At 39.3% G+C, this 18,511-nt stretch carries 13 protein-coding genes; 3 read left to right on the top strand and 10 right to left on the bottom strand.

From position 1 onward, the window contains the following. Positions 1–102 precede the first annotated feature (102 nt). Complete coding sequence (locus E2I05_RS07845) at positions 103–2,691, top strand: TonB-dependent receptor (protein WP_121852932.1); 2,589 nt, start codon at positions 103–105, stop codon at positions 2,689–2,691. A gap of 93 nt (positions 2,692–2,784) precedes the next feature. Here E2I05_RS07845 and E2I05_RS07840 read toward each other — a convergent pair whose 3' ends face one another. The 9 genes from E2I05_RS07840 to E2I05_RS07800 all read right to left on the bottom strand — a co-directional run bounded on the left by E2I05_RS07840 (position 2,785) and on the right by E2I05_RS07800 (position 13,385). Then, on the bottom strand, positions 2,785–4,566 hold the full coding sequence (locus tag E2I05_RS07840) for an ABC transporter transmembrane domain-containing protein (RefSeq protein WP_207805266.1): 1,782 nt from the start codon (positions 4,564–4,566) through the stop codon (positions 2,785–2,787). A gap of 237 nt (positions 4,567–4,803) precedes the next feature. Continuing rightward, on the bottom strand, positions 4,804–5,106 hold the full coding sequence (locus E2I05_RS07835; protein ID WP_121852934.1) for a YkgJ family cysteine cluster protein: 303 nt from the start codon (positions 5,104–5,106) through the stop codon (positions 4,804–4,806). Positions 5,107–5,370: 264 nt separating this feature from the next. Then, entirely contained in the window at positions 5,371–6,510 is a 1,140-nt protein-coding gene (locus E2I05_RS07830; protein WP_133309433.1) for an ISAs1 family transposase, read from the bottom strand. A 783-nt stretch (positions 6,511–7,293) separates the two neighbouring features. Then, complete coding sequence (locus E2I05_RS07825) at positions 7,294–9,492, bottom strand: OsmC domain/YcaO domain-containing protein (protein WP_121854402.1); 2,199 nt, start codon at positions 9,490–9,492, stop codon at positions 7,294–7,296. A 216-nt stretch (positions 9,493–9,708) separates the two neighbouring features. Then, entirely contained in the window at positions 9,709–9,957 is a 249-nt protein-coding gene (locus E2I05_RS07820; RefSeq protein WP_121854401.1) for a hypothetical protein, read from the bottom strand. Between the two features lie 19 nt (positions 9,958–9,976). Then, positions 9,977–10,534, bottom strand: a complete 558-nt coding sequence (locus tag E2I05_RS07815) for a hypothetical protein (RefSeq protein WP_121854403.1) — start codon at positions 10,532–10,534, stop codon at positions 9,977–9,979. Positions 10,535–11,266: 732 nt separating this feature from the next. After that, positions 11,267–11,485 (bottom strand): hypothetical protein, encoded by a 219-nt coding sequence (locus E2I05_RS07810; RefSeq protein WP_121854400.1) that lies wholly within the window; start codon positions 11,483–11,485, stop codon positions 11,267–11,269. Continuing rightward, complete coding sequence (locus tag E2I05_RS07805; protein ID WP_121854399.1) at positions 11,482–13,098, bottom strand: PepSY-associated TM helix domain-containing protein; 1,617 nt, start codon at positions 13,096–13,098, stop codon at positions 11,482–11,484. The genes E2I05_RS07810 and E2I05_RS07805 overlap by 4 nt, the downstream gene beginning before the upstream one ends. A 2-nt stretch (positions 13,099–13,100) precedes the next feature. Then, positions 13,101–13,385, bottom strand: coding sequence for a hypothetical protein (locus E2I05_RS07800; RefSeq protein ID WP_121854398.1), 285 nt, complete (start codon positions 13,383–13,385; stop codon positions 13,101–13,103). A gap of 189 nt (positions 13,386–13,574) precedes the next feature. Between E2I05_RS07800 and E2I05_RS07795 the strand changes: the two genes are divergently transcribed. Together E2I05_RS07795 and E2I05_RS07790 are read left to right on the top strand one after the other, a co-directional pair. Next, a complete protein-coding gene (locus E2I05_RS07795) occupies positions 13,575–15,956 on the top strand; it encodes a TonB-dependent receptor (protein ID WP_165905532.1) in 2,382 nt (793 codons plus the stop codon). Between the two features lie 649 nt (positions 15,957–16,605). Continuing rightward, on the top strand, positions 16,606–17,103 hold the full coding sequence (locus tag E2I05_RS07790) for a hypothetical protein (RefSeq protein ID WP_121854396.1): 498 nt from the start codon (positions 16,606–16,608) through the stop codon (positions 17,101–17,103). A gap of 225 nt (positions 17,104–17,328) precedes the next feature. Here E2I05_RS07790 and E2I05_RS07785 read toward each other — a convergent pair whose 3' ends face one another. Beyond that, positions 17,329–18,420 carry a phosphatidylserine decarboxylase gene (locus E2I05_RS07785; RefSeq protein ID WP_121854395.1) on the bottom strand — a complete coding sequence of 364 codons (1,092 nt, stop codon included), beginning with the start codon at positions 18,418–18,420 and terminating at the stop codon, positions 17,329–17,331. Positions 18,421–18,511 lie beyond the last annotated feature (91 nt).

Raw genomic sequence — 18,511 nt, 5'->3', positions numbered from 1 at the left:
CTTTGTTTTTTATACCTTTATGTTGGTATTTGTAACAAATGGAAGCGGTAACAGAAAGCAGTCGTTCTCGCTGACGATAATTCTAGAACATTAAGGATGATTATGAACAAGAAACATTTTAGTTTAAGTTTTTGTGCTCTCGGTGTTGCTTTAAGCCTCACGCCTCAAGCTTATGCTGTTGACGAAAATGTTGAACGCATTGAAGTCACTGGATCGCGCATCAAACGTACTGATATAGCAGGACCTTCGCCAGTTCAATCTATCAACAAAGATGATATTGCTAACTTTGGTTTTGATAATTTACAGCAATTACTTGAGCGTATGCCCGCAGTCGGCGCAGGAACCTTTTCAACCCGTGGTAATAGCCAAGATTCGACAGCAAATGGTGGTGCAGCAGTCAGTTTGAGAGGACTAGGCGCAGATGCGACTCTTGTTTTAATTAACGGTCGACGTGTTTCTATAAGTGCCTTCGCTGAAGATGCCACTAACTCATTTGTCGATATTAATAGTATTCCTGTATCCGCGATTGAGCGCGTTGATATATTAAAAGACGGCGCATCAGCCATTTACGGCTCAGATGCTGTAGCGGGTGTTGTCAATATTATCCTTAAAAAAGATATTGACGGGTTGCAGGTCAATCTTGGTTACGGTGAAGAAAATGGCACCGATTATAATGAAGAAACGGCAAGCATTGTTTGGGGCAATACGTCAGATAAAGGTAATGCTTCGATAATATTAGATTATTTTAAGAATGATGCATTAACCGCTGATCAATTAGGTCGTTTTGGTACAGCCAATCAAACGCCTTACGGTGGTGAAGATTTTCGCTCATCTCGTGGGTTTCCGGGCTATTTTTATGTAAATGACGTGAAAACCATTGACCCAAATTGCCCTGCAGACTCAGCAACGTCAAGTGGAAGCTGCTTATTTGATTACGGTCCATACAATCTTTCAATCCCTGCATCAGAGCGTATCGGAGCGATAGGTCAATTTGAATATCACCTCAGTGAAGATTTAACCGCATTTTTAGAAGTTGCCGTTCAGCACAATACTTCTGAAGCCGGTGGTGCAGCAACACCATTAGATGAAAAAGCGGGTTTAACTGTTCCGGGAACGCATCCTAATAACCCTTGGGCTCAAGACATTAAAATTGGTCGATTCCGCACAGTTGATGCTGGCCCTCGTCGCTGGGATATCGAGTCTGACTCTTTACGTGCAGTTTTAGGATTACGCGGTCACATCAACGAATGGGAATGGGAAGTTTCCGCACAGAAGGGTCGTAGTAAAAGCGTTCAAACGGGTGATCAGACCCAAGGTTGGATACGCGTCGATTATTTGCAACGTGAAATTGATGCTGGCCGTTACAATCCATTTGGGGGAACAATTAACCCACAAGAAGTCATTAATGACATCACAACCAACCTTACCCGCCTTGGTAAATCAAACTTGACCTCTTATGACGCTCACATTACGGGAAGCGCTTTTGAGTTTGCAGGTAGAGAAGTTATGATGGCGGCAGGCGCAGAATACCGTAAAGAAGACGTTTCGGACATTCCTGACATCCAATTTCAAAAAGGCTTAATCTTTGGTACTGAAGCCGTAATGGCTGTAGGTGGACGTAGCCAATATGCGGGTTATTTAGAGTTTTCAGTACCACTTACTGACACGTTTGAACTCCAATTAGCAGGCCGTTACGATCACTATAGCGATTTTGGTTCAACCACCAACCCTAAAATCGCCTTCAAATGGGGAATATCGGACGATTTAAGTGCTAGAGGTTCATGGTCTACAGGGTTTAGAGCACCATCGCTGGCACAAGTTGGTTTAGGCCCATCTGAAAAAAGTATCTTTTTTGAAGACACTTATCGCTGTAGTGCGGATAACGCCGACTGTGGTGTGTTAGATTACAACGTATTATTTGCGGGTAGCGATTATTCGGGTGGCGAACCATTAAAACCAGAAGAGTCTGAGACTTGGAATGTCGGCATGATTTGGGCTCCAAGTCAGCAATTCGACATAGGTTTCGATATTTGGAGCATCACCCAAGACGGTAAAATTGATGCTGAATCGTTAGGTGATATCTATCAAGCAAATTGTAATGACCAAAACAGTCAAACTTGTGTTCGTTTGCAACCCTTAGCTGGACAAAGATTAGGTACACTTGATGTTATCCACACAAGCCTGAAAAATTTGAGTTCACAAGAAGTGCAAGGCTTAGATATTTCAACCCACTATGGGTTAGAAATGGATAACTATGGCGACTTGAAGTTTGGTTTAGAATGGAACTACATGCACAACTTCGAGAAAGACGGCTTAGATTATACTGGTGAGTACCGCTACCCTCAGTACCGCTGGTTAGCGACATCGAATTGGTCCATGGACAGGTTCACAGCAAATCTTAACTTATCTTACATTGGTGAGTTTGAAGATACGCCAGATATCAATTTTGATGGCTCACTCGATTTTGAGCAAAATCAATCTCGAATCGTAAAGTCTCAAATATTGGTTGATGTTCAAGGCAGTTATATGCTCACAGATAGCCTTAAGTGGACTGTTGGTATTAATAACTTACTGGATGAGACACCTCCGTTTGCCATCGGTGATGCTGATAGTGATTTATACGGATACGTATTGGCGACTCACAACCCGAGAGGGCGATACATTTACACTAAATTAAGCTTCCAATTCTAATCACAGAATTGATTTAATTTGCTTATTCGATAGGCTTGTTTGAGACTCAACAGCTCAAACAAGCCTTTTTTAATACAATTGAGTCAGTTTAAATTATTCACTTACCGCTTGTTTGAACTGAAGTTCAACAAGTCGTTGATAAAGCTCACAGCTTTCCATTAGCGACTGATGTTTTCCTAAATCAACCAGACCACCCTGCTCTAACACCGCAATTTTGTCCGCATGTTGAATCGTTGATAATCTATGAGCAATAATAATCGTGGTGCGATTTTGCATCAGTTCTTTTAAAGCTTGCTGAACATGATTCTCACTTTCACTGTCTAGCGCACTAGTTGCTTCATCTAATAATAAAATTTTTGGATTTTTTAAAATCGCACGAGCAATGGCGATACGCTGTCGCTGACCTCCTGAAAGCCTTACGCCTTTATCGCCCAAAAAACTGTTATAGCCTTCGGGTAAATTAACAATAAACTCATGAGCATGTGCTTTCTTGGCTGCGGCGATAACCTCTTCATCACTCGCCTCCGCTCTGCCATAACGTATATTGTGAAATACATCATCACTAAACAATGCGGGTTGTTGCGGCACAAGTGCCATTTGTTGACGTAGCTCTTGAGGTTCAAACTGACGAATATCAATCCCACCGAGGGAAATTCGGCCTTCTTGAGGATCATAGAATCGCTGCAGTAATTCAAATAATGTTGTCTTACCCGCCCCTGACGGCCCGACAAGTGCTAACACTTGCCCTTCGTTTACGTTTAATGAAAGTGACTTTGTCGCAATCTGCTCAAGCCGAGATGGATAACTAAAAGAAACACTTTCAAACCTAAGTTCAGGTTTTATTCCTTCAACCGATGCTGGATGAGTTGGTGAATGTATATGACTACTAACTTGTAAAATCTCAACAAGCCTTTCTGTTGCACCCGCTGCCCGTTGCAATTCACCAAGTACCTCTGAAATGGTTGCTAATGATGAAGCCACTAAAATGGCGTAAAAAACAAAAGCGCCCAGATCGCCACCAGTCATGGTCCCTGCAATCACATCACGACCACCTACCCAGAGCATTCCTGTTATGGCACCAAACACAATAACAATAACCCCAGCCACAAGGGTTGCTCGCTGCTGAATTCGACGACGTCCTATTACAAATGTTTTTTCGACTTCTTTAGCAAAAGCCAGCCTTTCTTCATTTTCATGAGTGTAGCTTTGCACCGTTTTTATATGCTCAATAGCTTCACCTGCATAACTGCCTACATTTGCCATTGAATCTTGAGTTTTTTTAGATAATTTTCTTACTCGGCGACCATAAAATAAAATGGGTAATAACACGAAAGGCACGGCTACCAGTACAACCAATGTGAGTTTGATATTGGTTGCAAATAACATTACTAATGCGCCTAAAAACATCAGTGCACTGCGTAGTGCCATCGAAAGTGAAGAGCCAATGATGCTCTGGAGTAAGGTCGTATCGGTTGTGATGCGCGCCATAATGTCACCACTGCCACTGGTTTCAAAATAACTAGGGTGCAAAGTAATGACATGATTAAATACAGCCAGTCGAATGTCTGCACTGACTCTTTCACCTAACCAAGACACTAAGTAAAATCGTGCAAATGTTCCTGCAGCAATCAAAATAGTCACAGTAAAAATAAACATAACGGCCATTTTAAGTTGTTCAAGGGATTGCTGAGAAAAGCCTTGATCAATCAACATTCGAACACCTTGTCCAACGGATAGCATAACGACCGCTGTAAATAACAATGCAACTGCAGCAGCAAATACTCTGACTTTATAAGGCCTTACGTATTTAATGAGCTCAGCCAAAATACTCAGTTTGTTATTTTTGACACTCGGTGAAGACAATTCTGACGACATCATTTCCTACTTAAACCTAAATAAATTGGATGGGAGCGGATTGGTATAAATTAGAAAAGTTGCGAAAGAAAGTATACCGATGAGTTCTCGTCACTCTAGCGCATGCTGGAAACGAAGTAACGACAGTTTTGTATGTCGGTAGTCTAGTGCCTTTGCTTTCTTCTATAAAAGTCACTGGATACCAGCCTTCGCTGGTATGGCAAAGATTTGTACTTTCTAAATCGCTAGATCCCTTAGTCAATAGGAAACAACCACTGGTATCGCCCTTTCTTCACGGCATTCATGTGAACCCATTTCAAATTCACGACAGATCCAAGGTCGATTTTCATAAATGGTGCACATATAAGTTTCACGATCTAATGCGGAGCACCAGCCATCATCTAAGCGTAACATTGTTTCAGCACCCCATTGATCACGGGATATGTGTTCTTCCGGCACACCAGTATCTGTGATGATCATAACTTCTAATCGACAGCAACAGGCCTGACAGTCTGAGCATGTAATGGTGGTTTCGGGAATATGTTTAATGTGAGCCGCCATGAGTATCATCAGCAGGAAGAATGCTGCATTTTACCTTAAATTAACCTAACATACCCGTGTTATACCAATTACATTAATTAATCTCTCACTCAGCAAGAGCTAAAGGGTTTCGGTGCAAGGTGCAAGGTGCAAGGCACAAGCTCGAAGTACTATATACCCTAACGGCCGCCATACAAAGCTGGCGTTCAACGCACTTCGTGCTTTTGTCGGGATAATTCAAATGCTTGTAACGCAGTAATGGAACCTAGGGCAAACGGGTCTAAATTAGACAGCCAGTTTGCCCACAGTTAATACCTTCATCAAATATTCTTCATCCCAGCCCGCTTTTAAACGTTTGCTTTTTATTCCTACTTTTGCTGTTTTCTCATTTTTCAGCATGTTGAGTGCTGTTTTATTCATGATAGCCATGTTCTCTGCTGCGTTTCCACTTCTTAACCGACATGAATCTTCATCAAAGCTTACATCCAGTTGCCAGTGGAGCTTATTTTCAACAAACCAATGAGAACGTATTGCATTTGAGATAAACTCAGCTTTAGGTTTCAAATGACTACTGATGTAATAGCGTCTTTCCATGGTCTTCTCTATCCCTTTTTGTTCCCTAGTAGATTCTACGACTACAATGCTGTTTAAGCTTGACCATCTACTATGGCGTTTTCTGAGCCACTCTACGTCAGACGTGACCCAAACTTTTCTTTGTTCAATTCGACCGTGATCTTTATCGACTTCCTCAAACATATCGTAGTGAATTTTTTTAAATCTAGACTCGAGTTCTGTATCTAAAAATAATTTGATATCTTCAAAGAACTCACCTTGGCTACCTTTAAGGGCGAAAATATAATTAGCTTTTTTTTCAATGATTTTATCTGCAATTTTAAACTGGCAACCCATTGCATCAGTGGTAATGGTTGCCCCTTTAATATCGAGGAGCTCTAACAACTTAGGAATGGCTGTTATCTCGTTGCTTTTACCGTCAACTTTCATTTGCCCTAAGCAAAGATTATTTTTTACTGACCAAGCATTAACGATATGTATTGCTGGAACTTCATTCACTTTATCCAGAGTTCTTCTCAGTGTCTTGCCATCAAGAGGAATGATATCTTCGTCAATTGTACAAAGGTGTTGCGCCCACGCTATAAAAGTGGCATGAAAAGCCTTAGGGCATAAGCGGTTGAGAACATCGTTAAAGGTATCATGGCTTGGGACGCCATGAGGCATATCTAAAAAAGTTTCGAACCATTTTTTCTTCGATTTCCCATATTCTTCAATAGCATTGAAATTATCGCAGCCACAGATAACCGCACATAGAGTAATGGTTATAATGTTAATCAGAGGATGATGTAAAGTTCGTGACATACGAGGGTCGGGTAGGCCATCAAAAAAGTCGCTGATTGTCGTAGTTTTCATAGAAATTAACAAGCAAAGACTATTATAAACCACGATCGCTATAGTTTGGCAAACGATCAAATTTGATTGCTTATTTTTGACCCGTTTGCCCTATAATGGAACCCTTTGGCCTTGCCCTTCGGGAGCTTGTATGTACTCAAATTACTTCTCAAAATTGTGTTGACGTAGAACGACTATGCCTTCATCAATTTCGATTTCAGCGAGAGTAAATTGCCGTTTAGACAAGGCGCTTATTCGAGGTAATAGTGACTCAATTACAAGGATAAGCAACACAAAATAAATGGCAATACTTGTCGTTAAGAGAAGTCTTACTACGTGGGCATTTCAACGCTTATTTTTCTACGTTGTGAAAGCTTGAATTAGCCCTCTAGTCCAGCACTTTCACGCCTTGAAAAATGAACCGTTGAAAATGCCCTGAAAGTTACATATTCAACCTAAAAACATCAGTTGAACGCTGAGTATACGAGTAACTGTTTGAGCAATATAATGATTTTATCAGCATGGCTTTCACCCAATGAGTGAAGTGCTCTACGCTCACAAGCTTGCTAAAATGACTGCTATCTGCGTTGTAACTTTTGCAAGTAGAATAACTACTTGCTGCAAGCTACGCCTTACTATCAGCCATTTTTTCTACGCTTAAGAACGCAGTCAATTGATGTTTCTAGGTTCAAGCATCACGTGTATACAACATTTATAAAATCGGGTTCATACCCATGAGTATTAAACGGCTCATGGGTATTGACTTCATCAATCTCTCAATAAATTCATCTTTCACAGCTGAATTTATTGATTTGTCAGACTTATACCAGCCTTTAACGCACGGGCTTTGTGTAGCTTTTTGTAACTTTCAATCAACCTTAAATGTTTATCTAATCCTTCCAATTTCATACTTGTTTTAGTTAAACCGAAGAATCTCACTTCACCAGTGACGGAGCCCACCACATTATTCATGATACCTTCACCAAACATTCTATTAAGATTAGCGATAAAATCTTCAAGCTCTAACTCTTCATCGAGTGTGATTTCAAGGACAGCGTGAACCGCTTGATAGAACAATCTGCGCTCGACTGTATTATCGTTAAACTGTAAGAAGGTTTCGACAAGTTCAATCGCATCTTCCAGTCCACCTAAGGCGAGATATATTAGAATCTTAAGCTCTAAAATTGTCAGCTGACCCCAGACGGTGTTTTCGTCGAACTCAATACCAATAAGCGTGATAATGTCGGTGTAGTTATCTAGCTGGTTTTCTTCTAATCGCTCTAACAAGCCTTCTAAAGCGTCATCATTGAGCGAATGTAGGTTTAATATGTCTTCACGATATGTGAGTGCTTTGTTGGTGTTATCCCAGATAAGATCTTCAACTGGATACACTTCAGAATAATCTGGTACTAAAATTCGACAAGCTGAACCTAGATCAGAAAACTCGGCGATATAAACCTCTTTGCCTAGATCTTTTAATATACCAAACAAACACTCTGATTCTTCTTCGTTCGTGCCTGAGAAATCCCACTCACAGAATGCGTGATCATGTTTTGCACTAAAGAAACGCCAAGAAATGACACCCGTTGAATCAATAAAGTGTTCAACAAAGTTCTCTGGCTCAGCCACAACCATGCTATTAAACGTCGGTTTTGGTACGTCATTGAGTCCTTCGAAACTGCGCCCTTGCAGGAGTTCTGTCAAACTGCGCTCTAATGCGGCCTCAAAACTAGGGTGAGCACCAAATGATGCAAAAACGCCGCCGGTTTTAGGGTTCATTAGGGTCACACACATCACTGGGAACTGACCACCTAATGAAGCGTCTTTAACAAGCACAGGGAAGCCCTGTGCCTCTAAACCCTTTATCCCTTCTACAATGCTTGGGTATTTATTCAGCACATCTTGTGGTACGTCAGGTAAGACAATTTCTTCTTCAATGATTTGTCGTTTAACTGCACGTTCAAAAATTTCTGATAAACACTGCACTTTGGCTTCATTACTGTTGTTTCCAGCGCTCATCCCGTTACTCAGGTATAAGTTTTCAATCAAATTCGATGGAAAGTACACTGTTTTTCCGTCTGAATGACGAACATAGGGAATGGAGCAAATACCACGTTCACGATTACCTGAATTGGTGTCAACAAGTTGAGAGCCCCGAAGTTCTCCTTCTGGATCATAAATTGCCCGAGTATAATCATCCAAAATACCAGTTGGGAGTGCGTCATCATCACTGGGCTTAAACCACTTTTCATTTGGGTAATGAACAAACTCACTGTTAGCAATATCTTGCCCGATAAATTGTTCGTTATAAAAGAAATTGCAGTTTAAGCGTTCAATAAACTCGCCAAGTGCTGAGCAAAGCGCGCTTTCTTTCGTTGAACCTTTACCGTTAGTGAAACACATTGGGCTAGCGGCATCACGGATGTGTAATGACCAAACGTTTGGTACAATATTACGCCAAGATGAAATTTCAATCTTCATCCCAAGATCGGCTAATAAGCCTGTCATATCTGCAATAGTTTGCTCAAGCGGTAGGTCTTTACCTAAAATAAAAGTCTTCGAACCCTCATCGGCCTGCCCCATCAACATGGCTTGTGCATCTTCTTCAAGATTTTCGACAGTTTCGATTTTAAATTCAGGGCCTGTTTGAACCACTTTTTTTACTGTACAACGGTCAATAGATCGCAAAATACCCGTGCGATCTTTTTCAGATAGGTTTTCTGGAAGCTCTACTTGAATTTGAAATATTTGGTTGTAACGATTTTCTGGATCAACAATGTTGTTTTGTGACAGCCTAATACCATCGGTCGAGATATCTCGGCTTACACAGTACACTTTTACAAAGTAAGCCGCACAAAGTGCCGATGAAGCTAAAAAGTAATCAAACGGGCTAGGTGCTGAACCATCTCCTTTGTAGCGAATAGGCTGATCAGCAACGACAGTATAATCATCAAACTTTGCTTCAAGCCTGAGGTTATCGAGAAAATTGACTTTGATTTCCATTGAATACTTCCACAGTAAAACTTCGCACACTGAGCAATAAATCGGTGTAGTCGTAAAGTGTTATGCTACTACCAGCCTGCGAAATGACATTAATGGTGGAGATTATCGTTTTTTTTGTGGCATTAGTCTTGGAAAATCATACAAATTGACAAATAAATCTGTCTTCTGTTTGGCGCTATTTCATTGGTTTAAACTCGAACACACCTATTATACCAATTACACACAGGCGTTATCCCAAATTTTGTTGCGCTTTATCTCTACGTGGTCGAAGTGCTGATTCTCTTCATCATTATCAGTAAACGTATCAATTTGAACCCAAAAGCTTTTAGTCACAACAGATAAGGTTTCTGGTGTTATCCATCTAGAATATTTAACAGGGCCACTTCCATCGGAAAGAGAGACAGATGATTCACCCCTAAGACCATCATCACCTTGCGGAAATATCCAGCGAGTATAACGGTTCAAAAAACAGCTAATAGCGCTATCAGTCTTGGTAACCCCAAGGCGCTGATGGTGCAGTAATTGGCTGAGTGAGATCAAAATCAACTTGAAACTCTCGCCCTTGTCTAAATAAGCGATAAGTATACTTTTCAGGACGTATCAAAATTTGCCAAGTGTTACCAACAGACTGTGAAATTTCTTGTTTCACAAATAACTCTTTCGAATATTGATCCGCTGGGAACGATTGAGCATGGTCTTTACCAGCATCGAGAGTATGGCCACCATACATGGTTAAGTCATCATATTCACCGTTTCCTTGGCGATGATCGTGTTTTAAACTCAGGCCAGAACCCGTTTTGGTGATTATCCACGTTCTAGATGCATCATTTCCGACATGAAATGGGATTTGCAATTCTATATCTGTGCACTTTCTTACATGCATAACCAATTTTTTATTACTAAAAGATCCGTTATCTTGATTGTCTACGGTCACTTTACCTTGGAAAGCTTTTCCACAGTACATTTTTAGACGTTCAAAAAAAGCGTCATGAGTTGCAATACTCACTAACTTCGCTGGTTTAATGACGTTAGCTTTACTCATTTTGGGCGATTCAGCGGCAAACGTATATAGGGAACATGGCGCTAATAATAAGCTAACGTAGGCTAATTTTTTTATCATAGTTTTTATCCATAACCCTTAAAAGCGTGATTAATTGGTTCTACCGATTTAAGTTTTTCTTATCATAACCCAAAGTTCACTTTAGGTCAGTGTAATACCAATTAAGTTATTACCGACATTAGGGTCTGTTGATCTTTCAGGATTAAATTTTGTGCTATTTGAGCATTTATCTGTTCAAGGCGTGAGCAGTGATGCTTAGCCATCTAAGGGATGTCGCAGTTCAAATAATACCACTTTAAATTTCAACGCTTAATTTGTCATACCTGCGAACGCAGGTATCCAGCGACTTGTGCCCAAATTAACCAAAGACTCTGGACTCCTGCGTTCGCAGGAGTGACGATAAAATTGGTATACATTCTTCCGCCACGTCCCTAAGTGAGCTGTTCACAACACAGAACAGTGAATGCTCAAAAGCATCGAAGACAGCGTAAATTGGTCATTTCTGCTACGTTATCGTTTTCTTATTTGGAAACGAAGTAACGACAGTTTTGTATGTCGATAATAACCAAACCTCACAAACTCTGCCATGCATAAAATAACCAATTTATCGCTGCAAAAACAATCACGAAAGATCAACAGATCCTAAAATAGCTCTGCTCGAAATGAATCACCCCGCCCCAAGGGGCGAGGAGTTAAACTCGGAGTGATTAAAACCTATAACTTTGAAACAATGCTAGTGATAACAATTCCTGAAAGCATAAGGCAAGCTAAAACCAACACAATAGCAGGCGCCACTCCTAGCGTTGTCACTAAAATTAAAGCCGCGCTCAAAATTAAAGCACCGATTAAAGCAAAACGAATTGCCGGAATGAATAGCTGCTTTCTTATAAGAAACATTGCAATCAATAATAAAGCGAGTGCGATAAAGCTCATAGGGTTTGCTCCTTTAATCCAGCCAACATCTCTACTTCTTTCATCTCAACTTTATTGAATAGATAGAAAAACAGAGCAGCAAAAACAATGCACACTAAATCGACTGAAGTGACGATTTGATAGTTGCTATTCGTCAATTGACTTAGATAGTTATGTTGAAAAACCAGTTTAAGTGGCACAACAAAAGTAAAGCAAACAGCGACAAGTAGCGCATTTATCTTTAATAAATAACGATAACCCATCGGTGCAATACAAACTAACAACCATGCTAACCAACTACCAAAGAAAATGGAGCCAAAATAAGCATTATGCTGCGAACCTTCAATAAAGGTATTCATCAAAACTTGTGCGGGAAATAACAATGCACACGCGAGCACGACACCTCCACAACTTCCTATGATTAAGCGGTTCCATCTCTGGTATGCTTTCAAGGATAAATCAGGATTTTGCCCTCGACTGCGTTTAGCAAGCCACATCATGACGCCAGATAATGGAATAAGAGCTGTGGTTAAGCCGAGTACACTCCATATAAATTTAACGAACAAGCCTCCGAAGTTGCCAAAGTGCATAGGATAAATCCACTCTACCACTTTGATTGCGGGCCCCAGAATATCTCCTAGGCTACTCATTCGCTTAATAAACTCGCCTTCTCCAGAATATTTAACAATACTGGATGCTACATTTTCACCGCCTATCGTTCTGGCATAAACAACCGAGTTTTTGTCATTCAGCGCCATAATCGTTAAATCACGTAATACCGCTTTATCGTCTAGCGATTTCACGTTTACCATTACGTCAACAATTTGAGTTTTTTGATATTCATGTGAAATTACTGTTTCAGGCATTGCTGTGAAGGTTTCTATTAATCTTTCTTGATCACCGTTAAAGCTTACATATGCCGCTGCTGGCAGCATAATGATTGTCGCTAAACCTAAAATTGCCCCTGTAAAACCAATGACAATATGAAAAAGACTGCCCCACAACCCAAAGAGTTTATGTCCATCAGCAACGACTACATCGACACTTTTGTTTCTTCTGAAGGTAAACATCTGCTTAAACATATCACGATGGATGTATAATCCGGTGATGACGGACACCATCAAAGTCAACCCTAAGAAACCTGTTAATATCAATCCTATTGGTCGTCCTAAATGCAGATCCGCATGAAAATGCCCAATATAACGTGCCATATTTGACTGGCGGTTTTCATAATAGTCTCCTGTTTCCCCATAAAATTTATGTTCGAGCGCATAAGTCTGACTGTTGAATTCATAAACATATGCCGCCTCTTTTTGGTAATTTTCGTCACCATCATGAGACTCGTAAAGTAATACCAATTTAGTAAAGCCATAACCGTTTGGCATAAAAACATGAATATTTTCACGAAACGCTTGTGGTACTTTTTGAGCGTATTCGTTAATGAGATTTTCTACAGCTTGAGTTGGTACATGACTAGTGACATAACTTTCACTTGCACTCGCCCAAATACTCAAATGAGGTTTTGCAAACACAGCAAGCGCGCCAGTGAACGAAACAACAAACAGCAGAATACCCGTAACGATTCCTACCCAACTGTGCATTCGAAATAACTTTTTAATGGTTAAACTTTTCATTATTAAGCGCCTCCCATCAAAGCATCATAGCTAAGAGCAAGGTGACTAATAATGAGCAACAACATTAAGACAAATGGCTGCCACGCTTTTTCAGCCATATATGTATATATAAATAACCCAGCCCATATGAATGGAAATAATAAAATTGGAATTAAGATTTGTTGTTCCATTTCAAACGGAAGATAAGTCGTCATCCCTGGAATCATTATTGTTGCCGTAATGAGTGCTAAGAGCATTGCCATTACGTTCCTTCGTTTTATCGCACTAAAAGTTTGTTTCTTGCTCATGATCATTCATCAACTGTTTATAGAACAACATAAGGATAACGTTTTCACAACATTAAGTGCAAATAAAAATTATTAACATTAGCAATAGTAATTAAATTAGAACTTCGTACCATAAAACACTTCACATATTATTTTCCATACAATAAAATAAATGCAAATCATTATCATTTTTAATACATGGAAGGTACAATGAAACACAGCTTACTCGCCCGTTATGTAAAGCTCGCACTTTTCACAGCAATAGCGTCAACCTCTCTAACAGCCTTTGCTGATGATCAAATAGAAAGAATCATCGTTAAAGGACAAAAAATTGACCGCGAACTCCAAGAAACACCAACAAGTGTTGCTGTCATCACTGAATCTCAAATTGAAGATGAACAATTAATTAACTTATATGAAGTTTTGGATCAAATCCCTAATGTATCTGGTCAATTTGGTCGCGATTTTAGTATTCGTGGTATCAACTCATTTAATGTCTCTGGCGGTGGTACAAGTTATCTAACCAGTGTTTATGTTGATGGTGCAATTCTTCCATACCGTATGATTCAGCAAGGCGCATTCAATGTTTGGGATGTTAATCAAGTTGAGGTATTGCGCGGCCCTCAGTCTACACTTCAAGGACGAAATGCTTTAGCTGGTGCAATTTGGATCACTACCGAGCAGCCAACTTATGATTGGAGTGGCAAAACTCGAATTACTGTTGGAGAAAACGGCCAGCGCGAAGCCGCAGTCGCTGTTGGTGGTGAATTAGTTGATAACCAAGTTGCATTCCGTTTTAGTGGTGAAAACAACAACTTTGACGGCGTCAATAAAAATATCACTCGTAATGACTATTCTGACTACAACGAAAACCAAACATATCGCTTAAAGTTCTTGTTTGAACCAAATGCGATTGAAGGTCTAAGTGCAACCCTAAGCTATACCTATAACGACAGTGAAATTGGCGTACCTTTTGTAGCTCCAGAATCTACTTCAGATAATCGCTTTAACATTTTCAATGATGAAACTTATGAGTTCACTGATAATGATATTCTAACGCTAACAGTTGCCTACGACATCAGTGATGATTGGTCATTTGATGCAATCAGTACTTACTTGAACTCAGACTATGGCTATCGTTGGGATGGCGATCAAGGTCTTGAATCTAAATCACAATTAATTGATGACAGAAACGATAAGACTAAGAGCCAAGAAATACGTTTTACTTATGAAGGTGACAAGCTAAACGCGGTATTCGGTGCTTACTATTCAAACATTAAAGTAAAAGATGTGTTCGATGGTCCAAGACAGCTGAGTTTAGACGAAGATCTTGGTGTACCAGCATTGCTAACAGGTCAGTTAGTAAGAGGTTTTGGCCTTACTGAAGAGGTTGCCACACTTGTGACTAATCAGCTGGTGATGCCAATCTATTCACAAACAGGGTTTGATCCTGCCGCAGTTCGCGCATACGGAAATTCAGGTGAAGAAATTACCAGCGCTGCACTCTACTCAGAGCTAAGCTATCAACTCAATGACAATTTTGAAGTGTTTGGTGGTCTTCGTTACGATTACGAGAAGCAATCTCGCCATAGCGAAACAATCACTACAATTGAGAACGTTGATCAATTACCCGACCCGACTAACCCACTATACCCTTCTTTACATCCTGTATTCGGGCAGTACTTGCCTGGTATTTTAGCTACACTTAACAGTCAAATCATTCAATTTGCGGCTGAAGCAACAGGTAAAGAAAATCCTGTTGACGAAAGTTTTTCTGAGTTACTTCCTAAACTAGGTGCAAGCTACTTCATCAATGACTCGATGAGCACTCATATTACCTATCAACGTGGTTATCGTAGTGGTGGCGTAGGTCGAAACATCGCAAACAACGAAATCTATGAGTACGATGCCGAGTTCACAAATAATTATGAGATCTCACTTCGTTCTGCATGGTTAAATGATGATTTAGTCGTGAATGCAAACTTGTTCTACCTTGATTGGAAAGATCAGCAAGTTTCAGTACAAGGTGATGCGCTTGACCCTCGCACAGGTCAACGCTCAACCAGTCGCTTTAACTATAAAACAGTTAATGCCGGTAGCTCTAATGTAAAAGGTTTCGAACTTGAGTCATTTTATGCCCTAAATAACAACTTGAAAATCAATTTCGGATTTGGTTTCTCAGAAAGTGAATTTACAGACTTTATAGATATCGTAAATCAAGACGACAGAAGTAAAGACAAAATCTATACGGGTCAGTCTTTTGCTCGTGCGCCTAAATGGACCACGAACTTCGGTGCGACTTATACCGCTGATAATGGTTTTTTCATGAATGTTAACGCTAACTATCAAGACTCTTCTGCAGACAAGTTAGTAGCGATGAATGAAAATGCAGCAACTCGAAGTAGTGCTCGAACTATTGTTAATACACGTGTCGGGTACAACTGGGATAACTTTGGCTTGTTCTTAACGGCTAAAAACTTACTTGATAATGACTATTATGCATTTAGAACTGAAGGTGGTACTCGTACAACTTCATCAGTTGAATATGGTGCAGAGCGTCAAGTTAGCTTAAGTTTTGAAGCTAAATTTTAATCCGTTACCTGAGCTTTGCAGAATGAAATCTAAAGGATTTTGATTCAAGCGTTCTTGCTGTTTTAAAACTCTAAACCGAGTCTTGCCAACATTTTGTTGGCAAGACTCGAGTAATACCTATTACAGTAATTAATTGCTCAACTCAGAGCTAAGTACCTGACCATAAGTTTCTTAAGTTTTTCTAGTGCCCATTTTCAGCACTCTATGGTGTTGCAACTTCGGTTACATAGATACGGCTATGCGCCCTACACTGCGTCTTGTATAGCACTAAATCTGAACACAGTAATTATCAAAGAACTTATTATTTATGTATGTGCTCAAAGTGCCATCGAAATTGATGAAGGCATAGTTGTTACCGACATACAAAACTGTCGTTACTTCGTTTCCAGCCTGCACTAGAGTAACGCAAACTCATCGGTATACTTTTTTCCGCAACTTTCCTTAGATAAGCCAAATCGAAATGTTAAATATCCTCTCGCATAACCAAAATAATGTACTACTTTTAAATTTTTATCTTTCAATATTATAATATGCGCCTTAAATCAATATTGTGCTTCATTGGGTATTCTTTCAAACGCATGACCCAATGTAGTTTAAATACATTAACAATAAAACCATTCGCAAGAATGCGCCTGTTAAGTGAGTCGTTATGTCGGTAGTTTATAGAGAACTCAATGGTAGAGAGTACCTCCATGTCCACAGAAAAGTGAACAAAGAAGAGTTTAATCGATTTATCAATATTACGGGGTTATTCGGTAAAGAGTTAGCACTTAAAAAACATGATGCTAAGACTCTTGATAAAGAACTCGCAGCGAGGCAAACTTCATCAAACCAGTCTGTTATGTCTCAGTTTTGTCACCCAAACGGTCGGCTCAAGCATATCATTATTGCCCCGCCACAAAAGAAATCCGGTTGGGCGGTTAAATGTGTAATCAACCAAGATAAGAAGGTGACTTTTTCAAAATCATTATCTGTTGCAAAACATACATTAGAAAAAGCAATTGTAATGATGTTTGAAATGGTGGCAGAGGTTTTTAAATTACCCAAACGCTCTGCAATGTTCCTTGTTCTTAAGTCTTTGTATGTTTCATATTTGACAGACTACTTTTATAAATTGAAAAGTGACTTAAGGGAACTAGCGATTTAGAAAGTACCAATCAATATTTTAAATTTTTTTTGTCATACCTGCAAAGGCTGGTATCCAGTGACTTTTATAGAAAAGCTTAAAGGCACTAGACTCCAGCCTGCGCTGGAGTGACGAGGATTCATCGGTATACTTTCTTCCGCAGCGTCCCTAAAAGAAAATTGAATTACAGATTTACTCAATTAAAGTAATCAACCTGAGCTTTGTGCCACGAAATCAACAAAAGTTTTATTTACTTATGCAGCTTAATATTTGACCTATCTCAAGTGAAGTACCACTTTTGTTTAGGTCAATCTTAAAATCCATTTGCAAATTTGACTCAAAGAATACGATGACGGTAGAGCCGCCATAGCCAAAGTGTCCAAGTACATCACCTTTTTTTACATCGTCATTAATAGATGATAAAAAGTTTACTTCAGAAACAGTTTGCAGACCGACAGCCACAATGCCTACATATCCAAATTTTTCAGTATTAACAATTAGGTATCCTCTTTTATGCTGAGGAAGATCTTGATTACTTGACTCTAAGTTATAAAGTCCCGCAAGGATATTTTGATCGACAATTTTTCCGTTTACTGGAGAATAAAGCCAATGCGCGTTGTAATAATTCAGTGTAATGTTCAATACATTACCACCTACAAACTTTGATGCGTATGGTGAATTATTGAAAACTTCTTTTGTACTCAATGTGTCAGTTTTAAGCTTAACCTGAGTGTTCAAAAAATTGGGCAATATACTGTCTTCTTTGTTAAAAGTTCCATCAACTGGAGAATTTAAACACTTTTCATTGTTCGCCATTGAAACAACGCGAGCATTCTTTTTAAGTTTTCTTTGGAAGAAACTATTGAAGTTCATAAAACCGGACTTAGGTACGATAAATTCATTAATTTTTGTTTTAGTGTCATCAATAAACTCTTGAATATTCGCCGCTGATTCAGGTGAGTTCAAAAAAGCTTTTCTTTCGTTTAAAAAAGATATAAACCAAGACCTTACAAATGGTATTGACATGAAGTAATAGCCTTCTTTTGTTTCTACAAAATCTGCCATTATTATATTGTATTTTGATAAAGTATCAGGGTGAGGAACATAGCACTGCCAATCTTTAAAAAATATAATAAAATCCTTGTTTTTTTTCTTATACCAATAAGAAGTAGAAGGTCTACTATCGAGTGCATCCATTAATTTAAGTTGTAAATTACCATCTTCTTTTAACATTTTGTCTAAATGGATTTGACTAGAAATACAAGTTTGGCTTGCGAAAGATGTTGAAATAAAACACGAGTAAGTAACAATTGCGAGTAAAAGGCTGATAGCTTTCATGTGGTCCCTCAACTTAGCTTTTATTCATTTGGTAAATATAGTAATTGCTGATTACAAAGCTAAAGTTTAGTACATGTTTTAATTTTTACTT

The organism is Parashewanella spongiae (assembly GCF_004358345.1).
In the GTDB taxonomy this organism is placed as follows: Bacteria; Pseudomonadota; Gammaproteobacteria; order Enterobacterales; family Shewanellaceae; genus Parashewanella; species Parashewanella spongiae.
The sequence above is the reverse complement of the archived record's forward strand: the minus strand, read 5'-3'. Positions and strand labels throughout refer to the sequence as shown.

Bases quoted from the DNA above. Each gene is read 5' to 3' on its own strand.
- E2I05_RS07810 (WP_121854400.1), bottom strand. From the start codon at position 11,485: ATGAGCTTTATCGCACTCGCTTTATTATTGATTGCAATGTTTCTTATA.
- E2I05_RS07790 (WP_121854396.1), top strand. From the start codon at position 16,606: ATGTCGGTAGTTTATAGAGAACTCAATGGTAGAGAGTACCTCCATGTC.
- E2I05_RS07785 (WP_121854395.1), bottom strand. From the start codon at position 18,420: ATGAAAGCTATCAGCCTTTTACTCGCAATTGTTACTTACTCGTGTTTT.
- E2I05_RS07845 (WP_121852932.1), top strand. From the start codon at position 103: ATGAACAAGAAACATTTTAGTTTAAGTTTTTGTGCTCTCGGTGTTGCT.
- E2I05_RS07835 (WP_121852934.1), bottom strand. From the start codon at position 5,106: ATGGCGGCTCACATTAAACATATTCCCGAAACCACCATTACATGCTCA.
- E2I05_RS07830 (WP_133309433.1), bottom strand. From the start codon at position 6,510: ATGAAAACTACGACAATCAGCGACTTTTTTGATGGCCTACCCGACCCT.
- E2I05_RS07825 (WP_121854402.1), bottom strand. From the start codon at position 9,492: ATGGAAATCAAAGTCAATTTTCTCGATAACCTCAGGCTTGAAGCAAAG.
- E2I05_RS07800 (WP_121854398.1), bottom strand. From the start codon at position 13,385: ATGAGCAAGAAACAAACTTTTAGTGCGATAAAACGAAGGAACGTAATG.
- E2I05_RS07805 (WP_121854399.1), bottom strand. From the start codon at position 13,098: ATGAAAAGTTTAACCATTAAAAAGTTATTTCGAATGCACAGTTGGGTA.
- E2I05_RS07840 (WP_207805266.1), bottom strand. From the start codon at position 4,566: ATGTCGTCAGAATTGTCTTCACCGAGTGTCAAAAATAACAAACTGAGT.
- E2I05_RS07815 (WP_121854403.1), bottom strand. From the start codon at position 10,534: ATGAGTAAAGCTAACGTCATTAAACCAGCGAAGTTAGTGAGTATTGCA.
- E2I05_RS07795 (WP_165905532.1), top strand. From the start codon at position 13,575: ATGAAACACAGCTTACTCGCCCGTTATGTAAAGCTCGCACTTTTCACA.